Annotated in this window: 17 protein-coding genes; 3 read left to right on the top strand and 14 right to left on the bottom strand. The window is 45.6% G+C overall.

The window, feature by feature from the left end; genetic code table 11:
• Positions 1–271: 271 nt before the first annotated feature.
• The 7 genes from GON05_RS14165 to GON05_RS14195 form a co-directional block, all read right to left on the bottom strand.
• Positions 272–2,536, bottom strand: coding sequence for a helix-turn-helix domain-containing protein (locus GON05_RS14165; protein WP_157319705.1), 2,265 nt, complete (start codon positions 2,534–2,536; stop codon positions 272–274).
• A 96-nt stretch (positions 2,537–2,632) separates the two neighbouring features.
• Complete coding sequence (rpmF, locus tag GON05_RS14170) at positions 2,633–2,809, bottom strand: 50S ribosomal protein L32 (RefSeq protein ID WP_028553571.1); 177 nt, start codon at positions 2,807–2,809, stop codon at positions 2,633–2,635.
• 414 nt (positions 2,810–3,223) lie between these two features.
• The gene (locus GON05_RS14175; RefSeq protein WP_157319706.1) at positions 3,224–3,562 is read right to left on the bottom strand and encodes a hypothetical protein; all 339 of its coding nucleotides are present in this window, start codon (positions 3,560–3,562) and stop codon (positions 3,224–3,226) included.
• Between the two features lie 283 nt (positions 3,563–3,845).
• On the bottom strand, positions 3,846–4,505 hold the full coding sequence (locus GON05_RS14180) for a TVP38/TMEM64 family protein (RefSeq protein ID WP_157319707.1): 660 nt from the start codon (positions 4,503–4,505) through the stop codon (positions 3,846–3,848).
• Positions 4,486–5,841: a polysaccharide deacetylase family protein gene (locus tag GON05_RS14185; protein ID WP_157319708.1), complete on the bottom strand. Its 1,356-nt coding sequence runs from the start codon at positions 5,839–5,841 to the stop codon at positions 4,486–4,488. The genes GON05_RS14180 and GON05_RS14185 overlap by 20 nt, the downstream gene beginning before the upstream one ends.
• 30 nt (positions 5,842–5,871) lie before the next feature.
• Positions 5,872–7,011, bottom strand: coding sequence for an MGDG synthase family glycosyltransferase (locus tag GON05_RS14190; RefSeq protein ID WP_181646400.1), 1,140 nt, complete (start codon positions 7,009–7,011; stop codon positions 5,872–5,874).
• Between the two features lie 350 nt (positions 7,012–7,361).
• On the bottom strand, positions 7,362–8,183 hold the full coding sequence (locus tag GON05_RS14195) for a helix-turn-helix domain-containing protein (RefSeq protein ID WP_338114067.1): 822 nt from the start codon (positions 8,181–8,183) through the stop codon (positions 7,362–7,364).
• 143 nt (positions 8,184–8,326) lie between these two features.
• Here GON05_RS14195 and GON05_RS14200 point away from each other — a divergent pair, with 143 nt between their 5' ends.
• A complete protein-coding gene (locus GON05_RS14200) occupies positions 8,327–9,487 on the top strand; it encodes an epoxide hydrolase family protein (RefSeq protein ID WP_157319711.1) in 1,161 nt (386 codons plus the stop codon).
• Between the two features lie 48 nt (positions 9,488–9,535).
• Here GON05_RS14200 and GON05_RS14205 read toward each other — a convergent pair whose 3' ends face one another.
• A complete protein-coding gene (locus tag GON05_RS14205; protein WP_246239108.1) occupies positions 9,536–10,573 on the bottom strand; it encodes a YeiH family protein in 1,038 nt (345 codons plus the stop codon).
• 173 nt (positions 10,574–10,746) lie between these two features.
• Here GON05_RS14205 and GON05_RS14210 point away from each other — a divergent pair, with 173 nt between their 5' ends.
• Positions 10,747–11,643, top strand: coding sequence for a LysR family transcriptional regulator (locus tag GON05_RS14210; RefSeq protein WP_157319712.1), 897 nt, complete (start codon positions 10,747–10,749; stop codon positions 11,641–11,643).
• A gap of 312 nt (positions 11,644–11,955) precedes the next feature.
• On the opposite strand, the gene GON05_RS14215 is transcribed toward GON05_RS14210, so the two are convergent.
• Both GON05_RS14215 and GON05_RS14220 read right to left on the bottom strand, forming a co-directional pair.
• Positions 11,956–12,732 (bottom strand): TrmH family RNA methyltransferase, encoded by a 777-nt coding sequence (locus tag GON05_RS14215; protein WP_246239110.1) that lies wholly within the window; start codon positions 12,730–12,732, stop codon positions 11,956–11,958.
• Positions 12,733–12,759: 27 nt separating this feature from the next.
• Entirely contained in the window at positions 12,760–13,419 is a 660-nt protein-coding gene (locus GON05_RS14220; protein ID WP_127453135.1) for a potassium channel family protein, read from the bottom strand.
• 162 nt (positions 13,420–13,581) lie between these two features.
• On the opposite strand from GON05_RS14220, the gene sspI reads away from it, so the two are divergent.
• On the top strand, positions 13,582–13,785 hold the full coding sequence (gene sspI, locus GON05_RS14225; RefSeq protein ID WP_127453137.1) for a small acid-soluble spore protein SspI: 204 nt from the start codon (positions 13,582–13,584) through the stop codon (positions 13,783–13,785).
• A gap of 294 nt (positions 13,786–14,079) precedes the next feature.
• Here sspI and GON05_RS14230 read toward each other — a convergent pair whose 3' ends face one another.
• From GON05_RS14230 to GON05_RS14245, 4 genes are read right to left on the bottom strand one after another with little or no spacing between them, the layout of a single operon-like run.
• The gene (locus tag GON05_RS14230) at positions 14,080–15,174 is read right to left on the bottom strand and encodes a Gfo/Idh/MocA family protein (RefSeq protein WP_157319714.1); all 1,095 of its coding nucleotides are present in this window, start codon (positions 15,172–15,174) and stop codon (positions 14,080–14,082) included.
• Positions 15,175–15,195: 21 nt separating this feature from the next.
• Positions 15,196–15,825: a ThuA domain-containing protein gene (locus GON05_RS14235; protein WP_157319715.1), complete on the bottom strand. Its 630-nt coding sequence runs from the start codon at positions 15,823–15,825 to the stop codon at positions 15,196–15,198.
• A 37-nt stretch (positions 15,826–15,862) separates the two neighbouring features.
• Positions 15,863–17,023 (bottom strand): Gfo/Idh/MocA family protein, encoded by a 1,161-nt coding sequence (locus GON05_RS14240; RefSeq protein WP_157319716.1) that lies wholly within the window; start codon positions 17,021–17,023, stop codon positions 15,863–15,865.
• A 39-nt stretch (positions 17,024–17,062) separates the two neighbouring features.
• Positions 17,063–18,094 carry a LacI family DNA-binding transcriptional regulator gene (locus GON05_RS14245; RefSeq protein ID WP_157319717.1) on the bottom strand — a complete coding sequence of 344 codons (1,032 nt, stop codon included), beginning with the start codon at positions 18,092–18,094 and terminating at the stop codon, positions 17,063–17,065.
• Between the last annotated feature and the right edge of the window lie 217 nt (positions 18,095–18,311).

Raw genomic sequence — 18,311 nt, forward strand, 5'->3', positions numbered from 1 at the left:
GCGGGCTTTGCTTCTCGCAGCCGTATCCGCTTTTACCGGTCTGGAAGTCAGTTCCACGTTGACTCGTCCTCCTCGTTTGTTTTGACATCGTTAGCGTATCGAGATCGCAAATTGCCTGCAATAATCAGCAGCGCTCCATCTGCGAATGAGCTGCTTATTGGCTGTTTAAGCGAGCATTTATAATCATTAGCGGCCCTCCGGGTAATCATTTTTGAACGCAAAAAAGAGGCTGTCCCCGGTATGGGAACAACCTCTTTAAAATTGTAACTCGTCAACCAATCGCATCCCTGCGCTGCTCCCGGTACTGGCCCGGCGTCATCCCTTCCAGTTTGCGGAACTGGCGGATGAAATTTTGCGCGTTCGTGTATTGCAAGCGTTCTGCAATGTCTGTGATCTTCATCTCCGTGCTGCTCAGCCAGCTTTTGGCCATATCATGGCGGTATCCCGCCAAGTATTCACTAAAGCTCATTCCCGCTTCCTTCCGGAACATCCGGCGGATATAGTGAGTGCTGTAGTTCAACCGCAGCGCGCACAGCTCCAGCGTTAGTTCACTGTCATAATGGGCAAGGATGAGATCCATGACCGAGCGGGAAATGCTTTTACCGGACGATTCGTGACGCTTGCGGGTCAGCTCCATCATCGGATGAATCATCTGCGCTTTAAACCACACTTCGATTTCCTGCGGAGTCTTCAGTCGGAACATGTGCTCATACGCATTCCGTTGATCCGGAAACGAGAGCTCCCCCGTATCCCCCATGTCGTACAAGACTCGGATGAGATCTGTCAGCAGCATGGCAAAAGACATTCGGTAAACATTTGAATCCGTCTCTACGCGTAGAACGTCCTGTATAAACTGATGCAGCAGTTCCTCGGCCTTGTCCTTATCAAGTAACGCAATAGCCTGCGTTAGCTCCGACACCAGATGGTGTGGGTAATAGTGACTTGAGGCTTGTTTGGGCTTCAAGTCATCGAGATGCAGGATTGCTTTTTCGCCAAGTCGAATCCGGTATTGCAGCGCTTCTTTGGCTTCGAGAAATGCTACTGAGGTCGCAAACAATTGGTCATAAGGCCTGCTGATGCCGATACTTACCTTCAGTCCCAAATATTCGTCTACGGCACTTTGCACTGACATGGCCAAGGCACTCCATTCACTGAGCAGCTCCATATGGTTGTCCGTATCACTGCCGACCAGAATCACCTGATAATTGCCAATAGGCATCGCATGGATACGCTGCGGCATCCCAATCAGCTCTGCGGCCATATTATTAATTGCAAAAAGCAGCAGATCCTGCTCACTGGAACGGTATCTCGTATGATCCAGCGTATCGATCTGCAGGACCAGCACCGCGTAGTTCTTCCATACAGGCAGCTGGAACCGCTCCGCCTTCTCCTCCATCTCGCCGCGGTACAACTCGCCTTGGAACAGCTTCAGCATGAAGTAGTCCACCAGTTGGCCGGCCTGGATCTTCATCTGCCCTTCCAGCTGCTCCTTCGACTGATGGAGCGAGGCCACCTGCGTGCCAATCCATTGCAGCTCATCTTTCACGGCAGACCCGCCGCTTTGCGGCTTACTATGGCGCATCGTGAATTCCATGAGACTGCGTACAGGGAAATACATCCGCTTGGAAGCCCAATAAGACAGCAGCGCGGCAAAAAGCAGCAGCACAATGCATGCCGTTAACGTCGCCCATCCGATAGCAGCGGATTCCTTCCTTGCTTCCTCCAGCGGGATGACCGACACATAGGTCCAATTATTGTAGCGAGATTGATTATAAATCACGCTATATGGCTGTCCCGATAAGGTACTATTCACATAACCTTGTGTATGGCCTGATTGCTGCAGCTCCTTGGCCCACGGCTCGGCAAGAACACTTTGGCCAATCCTCGCTGGATCACTGTGAATAATAATGTTCATTTTGTCATCCAAGACCATCGTTTCCCTGGTTGAGAAACCTCCCGTCAGCAGCTTGGAGAGCTCCGTGTTCGACATGCGTACGAATAAATACCCTTTGGGCTCGGCAGCCAGAGGTGGAATCGTTTTCACAAGTTTGATTCCTGCAAAAGAAGCATCCTGGTCAGGCAGCCACCGCGATGTATAGACATAGGCAAGTGCATTCGATGCTTTCGCAGTGTCCGTGCCAAAATAAAAGCCGCCGTCTTTGATATACCAACCGTTCTGCAGACTGTGCAGCTCCGCTGATTTCACACCTAATTCATAGGTTTGAACGCCTAGAAGCCCTTTTACCAGCAGATCGATATCTTGAAAATCTTCAATCTCCATGCGTTTCGCCACGGAATTGATGACAAACGGCGTCTCCGCGAATCTTCCGGAAACCTGGTCGATTACCTTCAGAATCTGCTCAACCCGGCTTTGTGATTGCTGCAAAATGAACACATTCGCTTCGTTCACCTTGGCCTGAACTGTGGAAGTCGATTGAAAGAAAGCGTATACACCCAGGCACAGCAAAGGCACCGCGCTAATCAGTGAGGTCGTAATCAGCAGTTTAATTAGAAATGATGAGTATCGCGAAGGCATAAGTCCCTCCATTTCGGAAGATTAAACGTCAATGAATAAATACAAAAATGACACCCTAATTGTTTAGAAGTGTCATTTCCGGTGCAATTCATATTATTATTGAGCTTTAACGATCTCTCTACCTTTATATGAACCGCAGTTTTTGCAAACATGATGTGCTTTCTTCAATTCTGCACATTGTTCACACTTCACCATTCCTGGTACTTCCAGTTTAAAGTGAGTACGGCGCTTATCGCGACGTGTTTTGGACGTTCTCCTTTGAGGAACAGCCATTGTCAAAACACCTCTTTTCAGTTACATAAATCAACAAAGAATATAATAACTTTCTTGAACTATATTGTCAATGCTGAGTTGGGATTTAGGTTCAATAGAGAATGAAAATGCAAGAACGCTATCCGTTCTTGATGCGGTAATTAGAGAGGAGAACGGTTCAAGAACGGGTGGCGTTCTTGGTGTTATTCTTTCTTTAGGATATATGACTTAATAAGCTCTTTCCCTTTGAAATAATAAATATTTTCACAGAATGGGCATCACCAGGCTTCAAATTGCGGTTCAAAGTCAAATATGTCATCGTCCTCTTTGACTTCTATTTGAATGTTCTCCCATTCACCATCTGAAAAAATTACGAGTTGTACTTCGTTTGGACTGAGGGAATTTGATAATAACTTGCCATAATTTCACGATCTTTCAATCATTAAATTCCTTAATTAAGTCGCCAAGAAAGTCCGCTCTCATAACTCCTTCTGTATTTTTAAATTTATTTATTAGCATTTGTGCGGATACAGCATTTGTTTTTACTTTCAAATAACACATTACATTTTCCGTATGAAACGCCTTTCCTTTCTCACAACTCTTTGATTCACCTTTAATTGAACTGATTTCATCCTCAGCTTCTAGTAACATAACATTGTTTTGATACCACACGTTTATTTCGTATCCTCGAATATATCCCTGAAAAAACCACCAGAACAAGATCAATAATAAAGGAGTTAAAGAAATTAGAATTTTCTTTTTGCTAGTGCTCATGCAACCTCTCCTTTCTATAAGAAATGTTAGCATAGAATCGATCTATAGGTACATATTTCCAGTATTTATAATTTAAAAAATCATCTACTGACGCCTTTACTAGGATTAGCCAATAGTACAATCGCATTTACATACAATTTGTCATCGCCGAAAATCTTCAAAACAACAAGCTCTAGAACAAATACAAAAAAAGCACCTCCCTAAAGAATAACTTTGGATTAAACCGGAGTTTTCCAAAGTATCCTCAAAGTGAAGTGCTTTTCATTACTAATTAAAACCGAATTTACACACGGTCAGAAACACGTCTCCGCCTTCCTTTTATCAGCAGGCTTACTCCCAGCAATCCTATAAATATGACGATCCCAATAGCTCCCCATAAGAGTGAACCATTACGGACCCCCGCATAAAGACCACTCATTGCGATCGTAAAGGGGAGTATGCCCAAACCAGTAGTCCAGATAAACGACCAAATGTTGATTTTCAAAAAGCCCAACGCATAATTCACAAAATGATACGGAACCAACGGGACGAACCGAATGAGTAAAAGACCAAACGTTTCATGCCTTTCGGTGAATTCTTCTACTTTTTGTAGAAATGGCTGCGCTAATTTACCGAAGAAAGGCTTTGCTATCCATTTGGTTACATACAGTGCACCCACCGCGCCCAGTACACCGCCTATCCACGAATAAACCCCGCCCCAAACGGCACCATATATCTCCATGAGCGCGATAGAGATGAACTCTCCAGGTACCGGGAGAATATTTACAATAGATTGTACAAGGATGCCAATCATAATGCCTATCCACCCAAGATCACGAATACGATGAATGAGCCCATCTGCATCTCCTGTATGAACAAGATACAGATAATAACCTGAGATACCTGCAATGACAAGTATACTTATAACGCTAAAAAGCTTCGTGTTAGGTCCTGTTTGCTTCATATAAAACTTCCTGACTGAGCGAAATCGCATGCTCTGAGATCGGCATAGGTTCCACAGTAGCCGCGTATTTTTTGTAGAGTTCCTCAGTAGAAATAGTCGCTATTCTTGGAGACAATAGTTCACTTTTCAGTTTTAATCGTTCTCTTCCGTTAGGATGAAGAACATACAATAAGGTCTTTAAATAAATCTGTGTAAATCTGCTAAACAAACCTTTTGGCAATTCTGTCACGGTAAAACCTAATTGTCTGGAACCTCTGTGTATCATAGTGATGCCGTAGATCGCTTTGACTTTTTGGGGCATGCTGTGAATACGTTGGGCCAGTGTGGGCAGAAAGTTCTGTACATCATGTTTCATTTTGACAGCAAGTTGGAACATAGAGCTAGATTCCGTAATCAATTGATGAAGCTTTTCATTATTAAAATGAAGTTCAACAACCAGATCTCCGGAAGTCAACGCCTCCCCACTTCCCAAATCGATCGTTTTTCCGTGATATTTGCACACGCGGCTATAGAAAATTTGATTATCCACATCAATTGGCCGAATGTTGAATAACCAATTGAACATGCGTTCCCATTTTAACCAGATGAAAACGAGACATTTCTTCACAAGCCCACTTGGCTGCCTCTTCTTAAACTGTAGTAATTGTAAATAGGTATCTATGGGTAGAAAAGGAAAGTTTCGCTGTTTGCATATTTCGAGGAAGTCTTCAAGGGCTTTCAACATATAGTGAGGAGCATCTCGATTCGCCCCAAAAGTCTGCCCACTATCATGAAGCACGATGATATGATTCATTTGTAGTTTGGATAGTAAGGTTGACCTTATCCGGTTCTTGCCTCCCCTGCTTCTCCAATCTTTTACCATTAACGACCAGAGAACCAAACGATATTGCTTCACTAAGAATAGGTCAAAGACATTAATAATTCCCCAAGGAGGACGATAATAAATCGGCTTTACCCCAATAATTTTCTCAATCGCTTCTACAGAATCATTTAATTGCTTTCGAACTCTTTTGGGGGTCATAAGGGCATTTGTCCAATGGACGTAATTGTGAATGCCGATCAGATGACCTTCACGATGAATACGTAGAATGATCTCTGGATACTTCTCCGCTTTGGACCCAAGTACAAAAAACGCGGCTTTGATCTGATATTTGGAGAGAAGATCCAACAATTGCGGCGTAAACTCCGGATCAGGACCATCGTCAAAGGTTAAAGCTATGCCGTCTTTGCTCACTTTCTTTTTGTACACCCACAGACAAAGTAAACGAACGATAATCGTAGGCAAAATTGTATATAGAAGCAGTACGATAAAGATGCACCATAACAATGTATGCAAGCCAATCACATTCTTTCTAGAGAGGATTGTTTAAATCATGGGTGAATTCAATATCGCTTGTTCTCTCCTGCGTCCAAAAATCGTACTAAGAACGTCCGTAACGATCCGTTCTGCTGCTTTTCTATGATGTAAGAATTCCATTTTGTTTTTTACTAGAGAAACGCAAATATCATTATCTATAAATTGACGAATTTGGTTGACGAGATCACTCATAGAATAGCTGATAAATGCAATACCTTTTTCATAAAAATAAGTGGCATTATCCTTTTCTTGACCAGCGAACGGCCGATAGATAAAAAGTGGAACTTTTAGAGCAAGAGATTCAGCTAATGTTAATCCTCCTGCTTTACTAATGATACATGTGGCGGAAGCCATGAGTTCATCCATCCGCTCGACGAAACCCAGAATTGTGACTCTGCTATTATTTTGAAATTGCTTTGTCAGGTGTTGATTCAACTTAGCATTGCGGCCACATACCACTGTAATCGGACAATTCCTTATACCCTCAAGACTTTTTATCATTTTAGCGGTAAGGTCTAATTGACTATATGCACCAACTATAATAAGTATCATTTTATTGTTAATATTCTCATTCGGATAGTTATTATTTTCAAAAGCATCTCGGATGGGTATCCCCGTTACTTCTACGCCCTTTTCACTGATGCCATTCTCGATCATATTTGCTTTCAAATCTTCACTTGCCACATAGTATTTATCAATTGCAGGATGAAGCCATCTTGCGTGAATGACATAATCCGTCATGATCGTGAACGTTGGAATATCGAAAAGCTTGCTTACAATAGGAGAAGCCCCATACGGAAATGTATTGATAACACCATCCGGTTGTTCTCTTTGAATAATCTCAAACAATTGTTTGGTTCCTAACCGATTCAAACCAGCAAGAACAGGACTATAGGCATTGTTTTTTTGAGTCAAATAATAACTCCAACCATAATAATGGATACCAAATCTTGCAGCATGAAAACTGCTCATATAAACAGAGGTGGATATTTTATTCAGGACTGGATGAGCTTCTTTCATCAAATCAATGATTTGCACTTGGGCAAGGCCATATCGGCGACAATACTCTTTAATCGCGTATGCGGCTAGTTCGTGCCCCGCGCCATAACTCGCAGTAAGTACTAGAATCCGAGGTAATTTTGTCGTCAATTCGCATTTCCTCCAGTGAGTTAGTCTACACTGCCTGATAATTGGTTTGTGAAATACATCTAAGATTAGTCCCATCATAATGAAGTTTATTAAAGTTATTGTGAACTAATTCTTAAGTTTTTCTTAACAGGATTTATTCCTAATAACCACCCGAGTGAATACTCAAACATCTAATTAAAAATTTACATGAATCCTTATTTCTATCTTACCAACGTACTTAAACGAAGTCTAAATAAATCGATGACCGATGCCCTAATTTTTCACTCGGCCGTTTAGGTTCTGCTCATGTAAAAAAACACATGTCTTTATAAAACAAAAAACCGCAGCTAGGCGGCTTCTATATATGAATTCTATTGTACTGTGGCGAACTTGCGAGTAGTGTTCCTATACTTTGTAGGTGAGATGCCTTTTTTAGCCGTGAATTGCTTGATAAAGTATGTGTCATACTCAAATCCTGTAGCGCGTGCGATTTCATCAAGCTTCATACCTGTATGAGTTAAAAGCTCACATGCAACTTTCAAACGATGTGACAGCAAGTAACCCATTGCTGTATTTCCGCACCTTTCCTGAAACATTTTATTCAGGGTCACACGGTTTAAAAGAGCGCAATTCGTCAGATCTTCTAGAGAAATCTTTCTGGAATAGTTCATTTCTATATATTCTAACACGGAATCAACAGGTGATTGTTCTCGATTTCGATTTAAATCCTCCAGCAAACCCAATATTTGAATGAGGTATCTTTTTACTCTGCACACCCAGCTTAAATCACTTTGCGCCTGCACTTCCATACCCAGTATAAAAAACCATTCAAATAAAAGCGGATATGCCTTCTCGGTGACGCGGGGTATCGTTGTATATGGATCATCTCTTTGAAAAAGTGAATGACCTGTTTGTATTCGCGGCCCCGTCGGAACATAGCCCTCCGTATCGGAAAGAACTGTGGTGTTCAGAAATTCGGAATGAAAATGAAAGGATTGTGCAGCAATATTTTGTTTCTCCATGACTTTCATATCATCTGTTTCAGCTAAGCAAAGAATACCAGGAGCGGCAATGGAAATCGGCCTTTCATTTAATGTCCCGCTCATACTTCCTGACGTAATAAGAATCAGCGTAAGACGTTCAGGATTAGGAAGTTTGCTGAAATCCTCCACTGCGGCAAATTCAATATTCACGGTTCGGTTTTTGTGTCGATCTATTTGCGGCATAGCAATCACCTATCAAATATTATAGTTAAATACTTCATTAATGGCAGTGTACCAGACAAGGGTCAGAGATATAATAGCGATTGTACCAACAAAAGGAGGGAAAAACCACAATGGCTATTGAACGTTTTCATATTCATGTCTCTGACGAGATCCTTGACGATCTAACATACAGACTGCATCACACGCGTTGGCCAGATCAAATAGAAAACGCGGGATGGGAACGAGGCACAGAATTAAGTTATTTAAAGTCGCTCATTTCATATTGGAAAGAACATTATGACTGGCGCGCGCAAGAATCCAATTTGAACCGCTTGACCCAGTTTTGCTGCAATATTGACGGCATAGACGTGCACTTCGTACATGAACGTGGTAAAGGACCGAATCCAATGCCCATTATTCTTACCCACGGATGGCCCGACAGTTACCTTCGTTATCAAAAGATCATTCCTCTTCTTACCGATCCTGCCAGCTACGGCGGTAACCCTGAGGATTCTTTTGACGTGATTGTCCCTTCATTACCTGGGTTTGGATTCTCTAGTCACCCTAAACATTCTGGCATCAACAGTTTTCGCGTCTCGGAGATGTGGGCTAAGCTAATGACAGAAGAATTAGGGTACCACAAATTTGCTGCCGCAGGTGGGGATATTGGGTCAGGAGTTACAAGATATCTGGCATCAAACCATCCTGAACTGTTATACGGCATCCACTTAACCGATATTGGCATAATAAGGAGCCTCATGACTTCATCTGATCAGGCGAACTTTACAGAAGAAGAACGGCAATACAAGAAAAACGCCTCCGAATGGATTACTCAGGAAGGTGGCTATATGTCCCTTCAATCGACAAGACCACAGAGCCTTGCTTATGGACTAACTGATTCACCGGTAGGCTTGGCTGGCTGGATCATTGAAAAATATCGTGCATGGAGCGATTGCAATGGTAACCTGCAGCAGAAATTCAATGAGGATGAACTCATCACTCATATTATGTTGTATTGGGTTACGAACACGATCGGTTCGTCAGCACAGATGTATTATGAAAATTCACATTCTTTACCACCATTGGGCTATATAGAAGTACCGACAGGCATCGCATTGTTCCCTGCCGATATTTTGCTGCCACCCAAGGAATGGGCAGTACGCAACCTAAATGTCATTCACTGGGCTTCGCTGCCCCGTGGCGGACATTTTACCGCTATGGAAGAACCCGAGCTTCTGGCTCAGGACATTCGTAACTTTTACAGGCCTTTTAGAGTGAAGATGAATTATTAATATCCTCCTAAAAACGAGAATGGAGAAAGGTATCACCAGTAATCCAAGTTACTTTAATCCAAACAGATCAATAAGAAGATAGCCTAAAATTGAAAGCAATACAGACCCTATAAAACCAGCAGCAAACGACTTCATCCCCAAGCGTCGGAACGTGGCCAAATCAACATTAAGCCCAAGACCAGCCATAGCCATCGCAATCAGGAAATAGGCAAGAAGGATGATTTGGTTGGTAAACTCAGTTGGCACGATGCCTAATGTGTTTATTCCACTCATAACAAGGAAACCTAGAATAAACCATGGAATCGGAATGGATCTCCAGTTTGCTTTTTGGACGACCGTATTTTTCTTACGCTCAGTGCGGTTCGTCCAGACGCCAAGCACGATGGCCACTGGTACCAGTAGAGCAACTCGTGTTAATTTCACAATAACAGCCAGATCAACGGCATCTTTACCTCCGGGAGCCGCCGCTGCGATGACATGCGCAATTTCGTGAAGGGTTGCCCCAGAGAAGATACCATACCCTTTTGCTGTTAAGCCTAGGATCGGATATAGAATCGTATAGAGTAGTGTGAAAATGGTACCCAGAATAGCAACTGTCGCGGCTCCAATAGCTGTCTCATTATCATTCGCCTTAATTTGCGGAGATATCGCTACAACTGCAGCAGCCCCGCAAATAGCAGTGCCACAGGCTGTCAAGATGCCTAAGCGGTTTTCTACCTTAAACAACTTTGCTATACCATAAACAACAAAAATCGTAAAAACGATATTAATGATTGCAATAGCCAAAACTTTAGGACCAGCGTGAACGATATCGACCAAGTTCAATCTCATCCCCAACAAGATAATGCCGTAGCGTAAAAGCGTTTTGCTTGAGAAAGAGATCCCTTTTATGGCTTGCTGTGGGACCCCAATAACCCCCCTGTAAAGCATGCCAAGCAGTATCGCTATCACAAGTTGGCCCATAATACTGAGAAACGGTAAGCTCCCTAGATACTTTGCAACGACTGCAAGAACGAAAGTTATGCTAATTCCTTGCACGAACTCTTGCCCCTTTTGCTTCATTGGTAAGGCATATAGGACATCCATGATCCTCACCCTCTCCTTCAAGTTAAACTTTGTTGTCCTTTACTTCCTTCACTATAAAGCCACTTGAATAATAAGTGAAATATCAATATTCAATCCTTATCATGAGAAAAACTTATGATTAAGTTGTTGCCCCTCCAAAGAATTTGTACAATATAAGTCTAGGGGGTATGGAAATGATTGTAGATGCACTTCGTGTGTTTGTTACCGTAGCAGAGCAAAATAACTTCTCTAGAGCTGGGGAATTGTTAAACTTGTCCCAACCAGCCGTGTCCTTACAAATTCGCAACCTGGAAAACGAATTCAATGCCAAACTTATGCATCGATCGCCAAAACATGTTGTTCTTACAGACGCAGGAGAGATTTTATATCGGCAGGCTAAGCAAATACTATCCCTTTACGAACAAGGAAAACAAGACATCCATTTACTCCATCAAAAAGTAACAGGGTCTATTCAAATTGGGGCTAGTTTTACAATTGGTGAATATATTTTGCCGCGGCTGCTTGCGGATTTTGCCAATCAGTTCCCAGAGGTCGATTTGTCTTTGACAATTGCAAATACAGAGGAGATTGCCTTAGCGCTGAAAGCCAACAAACTTGATCTAGGTTTAGTTGAGGGAGAAGTTTCGCAGAACGGGATTCAAATTACAACTTATATGAAAGATGAAATGCTACTCCTAGCATCTCCGGATCATCCATTATGCGCCAAAAAGACCGTGAAACCGGATATGCTCCATGACTGCACCTGGGTTCTCAGGGAACATGGCTCCGGTACTCGGTCTTATAGCGATAAGTTCATCCATACGAACGACTTGCGCGTTAAACGGTCGTACGTTTTTACCAGCAGCCAAGGAGTTAAAGAAGCCGTTGCTGCTGGCTTGGGAATCTCCATTCTGTCACGCTGGATTGTTCGCAAAGAGTTAGAAGCTGGAGAGATTACAGCTATCCCTCTCAATCCCAAGCTAACAGAACGTGATTTCTGGTTTATTCAAAATAAAGATAATTCTTCCTCAATGGCTGTTCAAATGTTCATACAAAAGCTGTTGGAGCAAACGCCTTTCGTGCGTTCTTGATTTGAGACAAAGTTTGTCAACGATACACCCTTGAGGAACTACAGGCCGCTATTCTATCAAATTCAGCCCGTTTCCACGTTCAAGCGGAACCACAGGACCTTATTTGACCACCTCACCCCGTTTTATTTAAGGAAACGGACAAATAGCGGCCCACAGTTCCCCTCCGCGCGAAATAGAGCCTAATTCGATGAAATAGCGCCCTGTAGTTCTCGTCGTTGGCCAGGGAGGAACCGCTCAAAAAAAGGCACCCTCAAAATTCTGAGAGTGCCTTATCGTTTATTATTTGCGGTGGTGGCAATGAATGCCTATGAGCTACATCAACCGCTGCCGCGAAGCCTCAAACAGCAGCACCGTAGCCGCCATGGCCACATTCAGCGACTCCGCCTTCCCCTGCATCGGGATGATCACCTGCACATCCGACAACGCAGCAACCTCCGGCGACACGCCCCGGCCCTCGTTGCCGAGAATCAGCCACGTCGGCTGCCGCAGGTCCGTGTCGTAACACGAGCTCTGCGCCTGCAGGCTCGTGGTCACGAGCCGCACGCCGCGCTCACGCGCGCGCGGCAGCAAAAGCCCCAGATCTGCCTCCACAATCGGCAGATGATACATCGATCCCATCGTCGAGCGGATCGTCTTGGGATTGTACAGGTCGACCGTGCCTCGGCCGAGCACAACCGCTTTGGCACCAACTGCATCCGCGCTGCGGATGATGGTGCCGAGGTTGCCCGGGTCCTGGACGCCGTCAAGGACCACAACAAGATCATGCTCGCCAGCGAGCAGCTCGTCCATGCCCAGCTGCGGCCGAGCAACAACAGCCAGCACGCCCTGCGGCGTCTGCGTGTCCGTGCATTTCTCCAGAACGGCTTGGCTCACGCCGACCAATTCTACCTCACCTGGCGATGCCAGCGCAGCCAGACTTTCAGGCAAACCTTTTTCCAGACTAAAAATAACGGTTTCGACAGAGGCTCCCGCACGCAGCGCTTCCTCCACAAGATGATGGCCCTCGATGATGTACTTCCCTTGCTTGTCCCTACCCTTGCGCTCCAAAAGCTGTGCCCATTCTTTCACGCGGGCGTTTTGAACAGACATAATTTCCGTATGTGTCATTTCCTCTACCTACTCTGCAAAAGTCACTTCAAACGTTTGAAGATCCGAATTTTTTCCAACGACAACCAAAATATCATCAGACCGCAGCTTTTCCTCCGCGCTAGGCGGAATGATCAGCTTGTCATTCTGTTTAATCGCTATCACATTGCAGCCGTATTTGGCCCTAATATCAAGTTCTTTTAGATTTTTGCCAATCATATGACGAGAGGCTTGAATCTCCACAATGCTGTGATCTGAGGACAATTCTATGTAATCAACAATATTAGACGAGATCAAGTGATGCGCCACACGCTGTCCCATATCCCTCTCAGGATAAACGACCTTGTCAGCGCCGATTTTCTTAAGCACCTTCCCATGCAAGTCATTCACAGCTTTCACAACAACCGTAGGTATTCCCATCTCTTTGAGAATTAATGTGGTCAAGATACTCGCTTGAATGTCCTCCCCAATAGCGACTACGACAACGTCAAAATTGCGTATTCCCAGGGCCCGGAGCGCTTCTTCATCCGTTGAATCCGCTTGTACGGCGTGCGTGACGATCGATGAGATCTCTTGCACAGTCTCTTCACGAGAATCAATGGCCATGACTTCAAAACCTAATTGTGACAACGTTCTGGCAATGCTGGACCCGAATCTTCCCATTCCAATAATGGCAAATTGTTTTCTCATAGGTTGGCGTTTCCTCCAAATTCCCAATATGATTTTAAATTATAACATACTTGCGATCTGTAAACTCACTGTGCGCGGAAAGAGGCGGAGGTGGAGGATGAACCGACATCAACTTGCGCATATTAGTATCGATAACGAAAGGGAAGCGAGGTCCACGAACGAATGAACATTACATTAAGACAGGCCATCGTCCAGAGAGTCCAAAATAAATCCAATGACGAACTTCAAGAAATTATTGAAGATTCGATTGGCGGGGAAGAAAGGGTATTGCCCGGGCTAGGTGTGCTTTTCGAAATCATATGGCAGCATAGTGAAGCCAATATCCAAAATGAACTCGTTGAAACCTTAAAAGGGCATCTCCCTTGACCTCAAATCCCTACCATCGGCTAGGGGGCTGCTTCATGCAATCCCTTAGCTGCATATTCGTATTCGACAGCCCTGATCTTCTCTACCTATTCACACCAAGTAAAGCCGATTACTCCTGCTAATTCCCACAATATATCCATCTTCACCTAATTAACTGGATTTTCTACCTCTAATTTACCTCTCTGTTTCGCTCAATTTCAATCATTTAGCTTGATTTTCTACCGCTCCCTCCCTACATCAAACAAAAAAATCCCCCTCTAATCCAAGAGGAGGATAATGAATAACTAATAATTGCTACAGCACAGTGTTCGGCGACAAAGGTGCCGGTCTTTCACAGCTGCTTTGCATCACATAATGCTTGCCTTCGCTCGCTGCGTCGTGGAAGCCATGCATAGCCTCCAGCACGTGGTACGCCAGCTCGCCATTCGCACGATGCGCTTCACTCTCACCGCTGATGAGCGCTTGCGCCATTGCCGCAACACCCAAACCGCGGCTGTTTTCTTTATAGCCATGGGATAATGGAATCGGCTCCCAGTCGGAACCATTTTTACGGATCATCACCTGACCGCCAAAAGTATTAGGATCCGGTACACGCAAAGAGCCATGGCTGCCATAGATTTCAATGTTCGGCAGCTGCGTGCCGCCCATAATATCAAAGCTTGTAACCAGCGTAGCAATTGCGCCGCTATGGAAGTCAAGCACGCCCGCAATATGCGTTGGCGTCTCAACCGTGATCTTCTGTCCGCGTTTTTTCTCGCTCTTAATTGTACGCTCCGGGAAGCTGATGCCTGTCGAGCCTGTTACACGGCGAATAGGTCCTAGCAGAGCTACTAATGCTGTAAGATAATAAGGACCCATATCGAACATAGGGCCGCCGCCTTTTGCATAATAAAACTCAGGGTCCGGATGCCAATGCTCGTGACCTTTGCCCATCATGAAGGCCGTTGCGGCAATCGGTGTGCCGATCCAACCGTCATTGATCAGCTTCACGCATGTCTGAATACCTCCGCCGAGGAATGTATCCGGCGCGCTGCCGACCAACAATCCTTGACGACGAGCTACCTCCAGAATGCGCAAGCCCTCTTCGCGCGTTACCGCTAGCGGCTTTTCCACATAAACGTGCTTGCCCGCTTCCAACACTTGAATACACACTTCTGCGTGGGCAGCCGGAATCGTCAGATTGATAACAATGTCAATATTCGCATCATTCAAAAGTTCCTGAACCGTATACGCATGAGGAATACCAAACTCCTCCGCCCGCGCCTTCGCTCTATCCAAATCGATATCCGCGCAAGCAATCAGTTCCAAATGCTCAAAGTTAGGAACGTTTTTCATATAAGCAGCACTAATATTTCCGCAACCGATAATACCTACCTTCATCTTACTCATCTTTTCGTTCTCCTCTACTCGTTATCGTGTTGCCCACAGCAAGCCGCGGCGCATAAGCTCAAGTGTTTCCGGCATCCGTACAATGTTGGCTTGATGGCCAAGCGAGTTATAATACACTTTGCCTTCGCCATAGGTCTTCGTCCAAATCACCGGCATCTCCACATCGCCGAAATCTGTCACCGCATGAACCTGAATAGCAGGATCGACATGCATGTAATATTTTTCAGAGACGACGACGAAATCATTGATTCCCTCTGTCAGAGAATGCTGACGATCTTTGATCCGCACTGTATATGTAACACCGTCATTGCCCGGATGAGCGACCCATTGACCGCCAACCATGTATTGGTATTCGACTTCATTCCGGAAGGAATCCCCCATCCCGCCGTGGCAGCCGGCAATCCCGGTTCCGCCTTCTTTCACTGCGGCAAGTAAAGGTGTCAATTGCTCTTTCTCAATTTTCCCCATCGTCCATACAGGTACAATGAGATCAATGCCTTTCAAGCGTTCCGCATCCTTAAAGCTGTCCAGCGTATCAGATACCTCCACGCCAAATCCTTCTTCGCGCAATACCCCCGCAAAAATCCCTGCCACTTCCTCAGGTTGATGACCATCCCAGCCACCCCAGACAATCAATGCTTGTTTACTCATTTTGCTCAAGCTCCTCCCCACTTCTGATTACGAACGCTTAAACCTCGCTAATTTTCACCCAGCGGCGCTGCTCAATGGATTGATCCACGGCTTCCAGCACCTCTTGACACTTCACGCCATCCACAAAATTCGGAACCGGCTGACGATCTTCCGTAAGCGCATTCATTAGCTCCACAACCTCGTGCACGAACGTGTGCTCATACCCGATGGTATGTCCAGTTGGCCACCAAGCATCCATATAAGCATGAGGCGCATCCGTTGCCAGAACACGGCGGAACCCCTGAACATCCTCATCATCACTTGTAAAATATACCTGCAGCTCGTTCAAGCGCTCAAAATCAAACTTCACACTGCCTTTACTGCCGTTAATTTCAAAAGAATTCGTACAACGGTGACCGGCTGCAAACCGCGTTGCCTCGAAGCTGCCCAGCGCCCCATTCGCGAAACGGGCCATAAACAGCGTCGCGTCATCCACGGTGACCGGTCCATGCGGCGCATCCTTGCTGCCTTTGGCGCTAAGTCCTGTCATGGAGCTCGGCAGTGGACGCTCCTTCACGAACGTCTCGCTCATACCAATGACTTCTGTCATGTCGCCGACCAGGAAATGCGCTAGATCGATCAGATGCGCGCCCAAGTCGCCATGCGAGCCAGAGCCGGCAATTTCCTTCTGCAAGCGCCACACCAGCGGGAACGTCGGATCTACGATCCAGTCCTGCAGGAACCAGGCGCGGAAGTGATAGATCTCGCCAAGTCGACCGCTCTCGACCAGCTTCTTCGCGAGCTGCACTGCAGGAGCAAACCGATAGTTGAAGCCGACCATGTGCTTCACCCCAGCGGTTTCAGCCGCCTCCAGCATCTCCCTTGCATCGGCAAGGGTCAGCGCCAGCGGCTTCTCACAGAACAGGTGCTTGCCGGCTTTGGCCGCTGCAAGCGCGATTTCCTTGTGCGCGTCGCTGGGAGCATTAATATCGACGATGTCGATCTCAGGATGCGTGACCAGCTCGCGCCAGTCAGTGACGTAACCATCCCAGCCGAACTGCTCGGCTGCGGTTTTGACACCGTTCTCATCGCGACCGCAGATGAGCTTCATGTTCGGCACCGCCGTCTGCGGGAAAAACATGTGCAAATCCTTATAAGCATGGCTGTGCGCCTTGCCCATAAACTTATAACCGACCATACCAATATTGAATGATTTCATAACATTGAAAACCTCCTTAAGTGGTTAATCGTTCTATCCTTATATAAGCGAACTGCTCTTAGATGACTGACGGATGATGAGTTGGGTTGGTAGCTTAACATTGGGAGAATTCACACTTTCCCCCTGCATGACGCGAGCCAATACACCTCGTGCCGCTTCTTTTCCCATCTCATAAAATGGCACATTAATACTGCTGAGCGGTGGGTCGCTCAGTTTGGCGGCATCGGAGTCGTCGCAGCCAACAACGGCAAAATCGCGACCTGCCACCCAACCTTTTTCCCGAAGCCCTTGCATCAGGCCGATAGCCATGCGATCATTGGCGGCAAAAACTGCATCCACCTGCTCCCGCTGCGCCCAAAGCCTCTCCGCTGCTTCATAACCGCTTTTCCGGCTGTAATTGCCTTCAAGCAGCATCTCGTGTGGCGTCTCAAGCCCTGCATCGTACATGGCTTTCAGATAGCCTTGAAGTCTGTCCCCCGAATTGGAGTACTCCGGCGAGCCGTTCAAGAAGGCAATCTTCTTGTAGCCCTCCTCCTGCAAATGGCGAACAGCCTGATAACTGCCATCGACATGATCGGCATCCACTTCGTGAAAGGCTAAACCCTCAAAATGCTGATTCACCAAACAGAAGGGGTGCCCCTGCTCCTGCAGCTGTTGAAGCGATTCTCGCTGCTCCGGTGTATCTCTTGCGCCCAAAATGACACAAGCATCCACTTTCTGCGATCGGTAGAGCCTTGCGTAGTCCAAGCTTTCATCCGGCTTGAGTAACGATAGAAGCAAGTCATACCCCTGCTCTCTTACTTGCTCGCCGATCCCGCTTAAGATTTCCGCAAAATAATACGCTGAGAACAGATGCACCTTAGGCATATAAGGAAGCACTACACCGAGATTTCCGCTGCGTCTTCGTGCAAAGCTTTGCGCAATCGCATTCGGATGATAATTCAGCTGGCTAGCCGCTTCCAGAACACGCGCCTTGGTAGTAGGCTTCATGGGCCCGAGCCCATTAAATACACGGGAAACGGTCGCTTCGGAAACACCGGCCAATTCAGCAACCTCTTTTCTAGTCACCATGTAGAAGCCTCCATTATTCATTACTGAAATCGTTTATGTACACGCGTACATTTTCTCATTCAAGAGTACTTTTTGTCAATACGTCACAGCCAAAAAATATTCATCTCACATTTCGACACTAACGCCAATTTCCAACGAATAAAACTAACAAAAAACGACTAATTTCTGTAAAATGATCTAATTTATTATATTGCCTATTCCTTGTCTTTCGTTTTAT

It is taken from the genome of Paenibacillus anseongensis (assembly GCF_009757995.1).
In the GTDB taxonomy this organism is placed as follows: domain Bacteria; phylum Bacillota; class Bacilli; order Paenibacillales; family NBRC-103111; genus Paenibacillus_E; species Paenibacillus_E chondroitinus.

Bases quoted from the DNA above. Each gene is read 5' to 3' on its own strand.
- GON05_RS14165 (WP_157319705.1), bottom strand. From the start codon at position 2,536: ATGCCTTCGCGATACTCATCATTTCTAATTAAACTGCTGATTACGACC.
- rpmF (WP_028553571.1), bottom strand. From the start codon at position 2,809: ATGGCTGTTCCTCAAAGGAGAACGTCCAAAACACGTCGCGATAAGCGC.
- GON05_RS14175 (WP_157319706.1), bottom strand. From the start codon at position 3,562: ATGAGCACTAGCAAAAAGAAAATTCTAATTTCTTTAACTCCTTTATTA.
- GON05_RS14180 (WP_157319707.1), bottom strand. From the start codon at position 4,505: ATGAAGCAAACAGGACCTAACACGAAGCTTTTTAGCGTTATAAGTATA.
- GON05_RS14200 (WP_157319711.1), top strand. From the start codon at position 8,327: ATGGCTATTGAACGTTTTCATATTCATGTCTCTGACGAGATCCTTGAC.
- GON05_RS14205 (WP_246239108.1), bottom strand. From the start codon at position 10,573: ATGGATGTCCTATATGCCTTACCAATGAAGCAAAAGGGGCAAGAGTTC.
- GON05_RS14210 (WP_157319712.1), top strand. From the start codon at position 10,747: ATGATTGTAGATGCACTTCGTGTGTTTGTTACCGTAGCAGAGCAAAAT.
- GON05_RS14215 (WP_246239110.1), bottom strand. From the start codon at position 12,732: ATGTCTGTTCAAAACGCCCGCGTGAAAGAATGGGCACAGCTTTTGGAG.
- GON05_RS14220 (WP_127453135.1), bottom strand. From the start codon at position 13,419: ATGAGAAAACAATTTGCCATTATTGGAATGGGAAGATTCGGGTCCAGC.
- sspI (WP_127453137.1), top strand. From the start codon at position 13,582: ATGAACATTACATTAAGACAGGCCATCGTCCAGAGAGTCCAAAATAAA.
- GON05_RS14230 (WP_157319714.1), bottom strand. From the start codon at position 15,174: ATGAGTAAGATGAAGGTAGGTATTATCGGTTGCGGAAATATTAGTGCT.
- GON05_RS14235 (WP_157319715.1), bottom strand. From the start codon at position 15,825: ATGAGTAAACAAGCATTGATTGTCTGGGGTGGCTGGGATGGTCATCAA.
- GON05_RS14240 (WP_157319716.1), bottom strand. From the start codon at position 17,023: ATGAAATCATTCAATATTGGTATGGTCGGTTATAAGTTTATGGGCAAG.
- GON05_RS14245 (WP_157319717.1), bottom strand. From the start codon at position 18,094: ATGGTGACTAGAAAAGAGGTTGCTGAATTGGCCGGTGTTTCCGAAGCG.